Source organism: Mycobacterium sp. (assembly GCF_049802695.1).
GTDB lineage: Bacteria > Actinomycetota > Actinomycetes > Mycobacteriales > Mycobacteriaceae > Mycobacterium.
The window spans coordinates 1-6,099 of record NZ_JBARMY010000096.1 but is presented as its reverse complement, the minus strand read 5'-3'; the positions used below and the strand labels follow the sequence as shown (position 1 = coordinate 6,099).

The window sequence follows — 6,099 nt, the reverse complement described above, 5'->3', positions numbered from 1 at the left end:
AGCGTGAACTGGGACGCCATCGCGCAGTGCGAGTCGGGCGGTAACTGGGGGATCAGCACCGGTAACGGTTTCTCCGGTGGCCTGCAATTCACGTCCAGCACGTGGCGGGCCAACGGCGGCTCCGGACCCGCGAACGGCGCCAGCCGCGATGAGCAGATCCGGGTGGCTGAAAACGTCCTGCACACGCAGGGCATCGGCGCGTGGCCGGTCTGCGGTCGGCGCGGCTGACCGACGACGCTGACACTGACGGCGGTGTCCGGGTAGCCGACCCGGCACCGCCGTCAGCGGTCTGTGTGCCGCGGTGTTACCAAGACGTATGACCTCAACCGCGTTCGGCAGCCTCGACGAGTACCTCGCCCTGCCCCGGGTCTCGGGCCTGGCGGTGTCCCCAGACGGGTCACGGTTAGTGACCACGGTTGCTGAACTGAACGAGAAACGCACCGAGTACGTCAGTGCGGTGTGGGAGATCGACCCGGCCGGCCGGGCACCTGCGCGCCGACTCACCCGGAGCGCCAAGGGTGAGTCCTCGCCGGCGTTCAGCGCCGACGGCGACTTGCTGTTCGTCTCCTCCCGACCGGTCGCCGATAAGCCTGGAGGCAATACCGACAAGCCGCCCGCCTCGCTGTGGCGGCTACCGGGCGCCGGCGGAGAGGCGATCGAGACCGTGACAATGCCCGGTGGCGTCAGCGCGGTAAGCACGGCCCGCGCCGCCGAGATCACTGTGGTCGTTGCGCCGCTGCTCCCGTCGGCCCGTGACATCGACCACGACCGGCAGCTGCGAGAGCTGCGCAAGTCAAAGCAGGTGACGGCCATTCTGCACTCGGGCTATCCCATTCGTTACTGGGACGAGGATCTCGGCCCGGACGAGCCGCACCTGTTAGACGCGGACGGTCCTCGCGATCTGATTCCGCAGCCCGGCAGGGCGCTGCGCGACGCGACATTCGACGTCAGCCCCGACGGGCGCTTCCTGGTCACCACTTGGCCGGTGGCCGGGCCCGGACCCGTCCAACGTTCGGTGCTGCTGCGCGTAGAACTGGCGTCCGGCGAGCACAGCATCATCGCCGACGACCCGGACGCCGACCTGGAGAATCCGGCGATCTCGCCGGACGGGTCGGCTGTCGCCTTCACCCGCGAGTCCGTCGCGGCACCCGACCGTGCGCCGCAACGGACCCTGCAGTATCAGCGCTTCGGTGATCAGCCGACGCCGCTCGCCGTCGGCTGGGACCGCTGGCCGGCATCGGTGCTCTGGTCCATCGACGGCGCGTCGCTCATCGTGACCGCCGACCAAGCCGGCCGGACACCGGTCTTCGTTGTCGAGACCGCCACGTCAAGGGTCACCCAGCTCACCGACGACGACTTCGCCTACACCGACGTCGTCACCGCACCGGGGGGCCTGCTGTATGCGCTCCGCAGTGCGTACGGCGCCCCGCCGCATCCGGTCCGGATCGACACCGACGGTGTCGTCACCGTGCTGCCCTGCGTCGACTTACCCACTTTGCCGGGAACGGTGGAAGACATCGCGGCCACCGCGGCCGACGGGACGTCAGTGCGGTCGTGGCTCGTGCTGCCCGACGATCAGCAGCCCGCCCCGCTGCTGTTGTGGATCCACGGCGGACCGCTGGGCAGTTGGAACAGCTGGTCCTGGCGGTGGAACCCGTGGCTGCTGGCCGCCCGCGGGTACGCGGTGCTGCTTCCGGATCCCGCGCTGTCCACCGGCTACGGGCAGGACTTCATCCAGCGCGGCTGGGGAGCTTGGGGCGGAGCGCCGTTCGACGATCTGATGGCCGCCACCGAGGCAGCGTGCGCGCATCCCCAAGTGGACGCCACCCGGACCGCTGCAATGGGTGGCTCGTTCGGCGGCTACCTGGCCAATTGGGTGGCTGGACACACCGACCGCTTCTCGGCCATCGTCACCCACGCCAGCTTGTGGGCCTTAGACCAGTTCGTGCCCACCACCGACGTGTCGTATTACTGGCGGCGGGAGTTGACGCCAGACATGGTCGCCGTTCACTCACCACACCGATTCGTCGACCAGATCAGCACGCCGATGCTGGTCATCCACGGCGACAAGGACTACCGGGTGCCGATCGGGGAAGGCATACGGCTCTGGTATGAACTGCTTTCCATGTCGGCGCTGCCCGCCGACGAACACGGCGACAGCCCGCACCGCTTCCTGTACTTCCCCTCCGAGCATCACTGGGTGGTAGCGCCCCAGCACACCAAGCTCTGGTACGAGGTGGTGATCGCGTTCCTGGCCGAGCATGTGCTGGGTGAGGCCGTCGAGCTGCCCGAAATACTGGGAGTACCGTCGCGGCGGTGAGCACATCCCGCGAATATGACATCGTCGTTTACGGGGCGACCGGCTTCGTCGGCAAGCTGACCGCCGATTACCTGGCCCGATCCGGCGGCGATGTCCGCGTAGCGCTGGCCGGCCGATCCAGAGAACGGCTGCTGGCAGTCCGCGAGACGCTGGGCGAGTCGGCGCAGTCGTGGCCGGTGCTGGTTGCCGACGCCTCCTCACCTTCGACGCTCGAAGCGATGGCCACGCAGACGCAGGTCGTCATCACCACCGTCGGGCCTTATCTGAAGTACGGCATGCCACTGGTTGCCGCGTGCGCCGCGGCGGGCACCGATTACGCCGACCTGACCGGTGAAGCGGTGTTCGTGCGCAACAGCATCGACCTTCATCACAAGCAGGCCATCGACACCGGCGCCCGGATCGTACACGCCTGCGGATTCGATTCAATCCCTTCAGATTTGAGCGTGTACGCGCTGCACCGGAAGGTGAGCGACGATGGAGCCGGCGAGCTCGGCGACACCGACTTCGTCGTGCGCGGTTTTTCCGGCGGAGTATCCGGCGGCACCGTCGGATCGATGCTCGAGCTATTCGACATCTCCTCCCGAGACGACCAGGTACGCCGGCAGACAGCTGACCCTTACACGCTGACCAGCGACCGCGGCGCCGAGCCGGATCTCGGTCCGCAGCCGGACCTGCGGCGGCGGCGTGGCGGTGACATCGCACCAGAACTCGCCGGCATCTGGACGGCCGGGTTCCCGATGGCGCCGTATAACACCCGTATTGTCCGGCGCAGCAACGCCTTGCTCGACTGGGCCTACGGCAGGCAATTTCGCTACGCCGAGAGCATGAGCGTGGGTTCGTCGCCGGTCGCCCCGGCCGGATCGGCGTTGGTCACCGGCGTCGGTAACGCCGTATTCGCTCTGGGTAGTCGCTATTTTCGGCTGCTGCCCCGGCGTCTCGTCGAGCGCGTCGTGCCCAAACCCGGCACCGGACCCAGCGCCACGCAGCGCGAGCGCGGTTACTACAAGGCCGAGACGTACACCACAACGACCACCGGCAGCCGCTATGTGGTGACCTTTGCGCAGCAGGGCGACCCGGGATACAAAGCCACCTCGGTGTTGTTGGGGGAAAGCGGCTTAGCGCTCGCGCTCGACCGGGACAAGCTGTCGGACCTGCTGGGTGTGCTGACACCGGCAAGCGCGATGGGAGATGCGTTGTTGGCGCGACTTCCGCCCGCAGGAGTGACCTTGGAAACCGCCCGGCTGAGCTGAGCAATTGCGCCGCTCTGCTTGCGGTCGCTATGGGTGGGCTAATGTCGAAAGCGGCTCAACACGTCGTGCGAGCTGTTCCCAGCCAGTTGACACCGAAGGTGGACACCCATGGCCGGCCTCGATGATCTCTTCGCTCAGATTCCCACGCGCGACATCGCCGAAAATCTTGGAGTCGAGGAAGGCGAAGTGAGCAGCGCGGTGCAGGAGCTGGTGCCGGTGCTGGTCGGCAGCCTGCAGCAGAAAGCCCAAGATCCCGGCCACGCGTCGGTGATCGAGTCGGCGGCCGGCGACCACGCAGCCCGCGGCCTGCTCGACGCCGACGCCGGTGTCGCCGATGTAGATCACGCCGAGGGAGACCAGGCGGTCGCGAAGCTGTTCGGTGGCAGCGACAGCAGCCAGGTGGCCGCCGCGCTGTCGGGCGGCCAGGCCGGCAACAGCGACTTGTTCGAGAAGCTGCTGCCGATTCTTACGCCGATCGTCTTGGCCTACATCGGCAAGCAGTTGAGCCAGAAGAAGTCGCCCGCGCCGAAAGGCGACAGCCCATCCGGCGGCGCCCTTGACGACGTGCTGGGCAGCATTCTCAGCGGCATGTCCGGCGGCAACAAGTCGTTGGGCAGTGTCCTGGGAAAGGCCCTGGGCGGTAAGGCGGGCGATATCCTCGGCGGCCTGTTCGGTGGTAATAAGTAACACGAAATCACCGCCTACACAGCGCATTTCGTGTCGCTTGCTGACAGCGAGCGTTCACCGCCAGTTCTCCGGGATGTCTTGAGTAATCTGAGCGGAAGGCGCCCCGGCAGCCCCAGGGCTAACTAGACTTCCCGTTGTCGTGCACACGCGACGATGCCCGGTCGGCAGGCCGGATTGCAGCGACGAAAGGGAGTGACCGTGGGAGACACACTTAACGAAGGACAGAAGCTGGTTAAGGGGGAGTCGATCACGTCGAACAACGGGGCCTACACCGTGACGTTGCAGGACGACGGAAACTTGGTGCTCGCGGTGCGCGGCAAAGCCATCTGGGCCACCGGAACCGACGGCCAAAACGTCGTGCGGGCCGAAGTCCAGCATGACGGCAACTTCGTCGTCTACACCGCAGACAAACCGGTGTGGGCCACCAACACCAAGGGCAAGAAGCACGTCAAACTCGTCATCCAGGACGATCGCAACCTTGTGCTCTATGCCGCCGACGGGGCGGCCTGGTCAACGAAGACCGAAACCGACGCGCCGCCGCCGCCGGAAGCTGAAGTTCCGGCTCCCGAGGTGACGACCGCTCCGGACGAGTCCGCGCCGGCCCCTGAGCCGGTTCATGACGCAGCCGAGTCGGACGGCGAACCGGGGGAGGTGCCCGCACCGGCAGGTCGCAGCTACACCGTCGAACCCGGTGACACCCTGTGGGCGATCGCGGAGCGCTTCTACGGTGACGGCAGCAAATACCAGGTGATCGCCGACGCCAGCGGTATCTCCAATCCGGATCTGATCCACCCCGGTGAGGTGCTGAACATTCCTTGATCGCCCTCAGATCAGGACGGTCGGCTCGGGCGCTTTCACGGGTACCGAGTCGGCTTCCTAGAATTGTGCGGTGACCGCCAGCTCCATACCCGCCGCTGAAGCCCTGCCCAAATCGTGGGATCCGGGCGCGGTCGAGAGCGCGATCTACCAGCGCTGGGTGGACGCCGGCTACTTCACCGCAGATCCGGGCAGCGACAAACCCGGGTACTCGATCGTGCTGCCGCCGCCGAATGTCACCGGCAGCCTGCATATGGGCCACGCCCTGGAACACACCATGATGGACGCCCTGACCCGCCGCAAGCGCATGCAGGGCTATGAAGTGCTGTGGCAGCCGGGCATGGACCACGCTGGCATCGCCACCCAGAGCGTGGTCGAAAGGCAACTCGCCGTCGACGGCAAGACCAAGGAGGACTTCGGCCGCGAACTGTTCATCGACAAGGTCTGGGACTGGAAACATAACTCCGGCGGCACGATCGGTGGCCAGATGCGCCGGCTCGGTGACGGTGTGGACTGGAACCGTGACCGGTTCACCATGGACGTGGGCCTGTCGCGGGCGGTACGGACCATCTTCAAGCGGCTTTTCGACGCGGGGCTGATCTATCGAGCCGAGCGGCTGGTCAACTGGTCGCCGGTACTGGAGACGGCGATTTCGGACCTCGAGGTCAAATACGAAGACGTCGAAGGCGAGCTGGTGTCGTTCCGGTACGGCTCGCTCGACGATTCGCAGCCGCACATCGTGGTGGCCACCACCCGGGTCGAGACGATGCTGGGTGACACCGCGATCGCGGTGCATCCCGATGACGAACGCTACCGCCACCTGGTGGGCACCACCGTGCCGCATCCCTTCTTGGACCGGCAGCTCGTCGTTGTCGCCGACGATCATGTGGATCCCGGATTCGGCACGGGTGCGGTCAAAGTCACGCCGGCACACGACCCCAACGACTTCGAGATCGGCGTGCGTCACCAGTTGCCGATGCCTTCGATCATGGACACCAGGGGCCGGATCGCCGACACCGGAACCGA

At 66.5% G+C, this 6,099-nt stretch carries 6 protein-coding genes; all 6 read left to right on the top strand.

From position 1 onward, the window contains the following. Window positions 1-228 (top strand): transglycosylase family protein (locus WA317_RS03515; protein ID WP_425171722.1); only part of this gene is annotated, 228 nt, incomplete at its 5' end. A gap of 88 nt (window positions 229-316) precedes the next feature. After that, window positions 317-2,320 carry an alpha/beta fold hydrolase gene (locus tag WA317_RS03510; RefSeq protein WP_425171721.1) on the top strand — a complete coding sequence of 668 codons (2,004 nt, stop codon included), beginning with the start codon at window positions 317-319 and terminating at the stop codon, window positions 2,318-2,320. Continuing rightward, the gene (locus WA317_RS03505) at window positions 2,317-3,570 is read left to right on the top strand and encodes a saccharopine dehydrogenase family protein (RefSeq protein WP_425171720.1); all 1,254 of its coding nucleotides are present in this window, start codon (window positions 2,317-2,319) and stop codon (window positions 3,568-3,570) included. Before WA317_RS03510 ends, WA317_RS03505 begins: the two co-directional genes overlap by 4 nt. A gap of 108 nt (window positions 3,571-3,678) precedes the next feature. After that, complete coding sequence (locus tag WA317_RS03500) at window positions 3,679-4,257, top strand: DUF937 domain-containing protein (protein ID WP_425171719.1); 579 nt, start codon at window positions 3,679-3,681, stop codon at window positions 4,255-4,257. A 198-nt stretch (window positions 4,258-4,455) separates the two neighbouring features. After that, the gene (locus WA317_RS03495; protein ID WP_425171718.1) at window positions 4,456-5,076 is read left to right on the top strand and encodes a LysM peptidoglycan-binding domain-containing protein; all 621 of its coding nucleotides are present in this window, start codon (window positions 4,456-4,458) and stop codon (window positions 5,074-5,076) included. Between the two features lie 70 nt (window positions 5,077-5,146). After that, window positions 5,147-6,099 (top strand): class I tRNA ligase family protein (locus tag WA317_RS03490; RefSeq protein WP_425171717.1); only part of this gene is annotated, 953 nt, incomplete at its 3' end.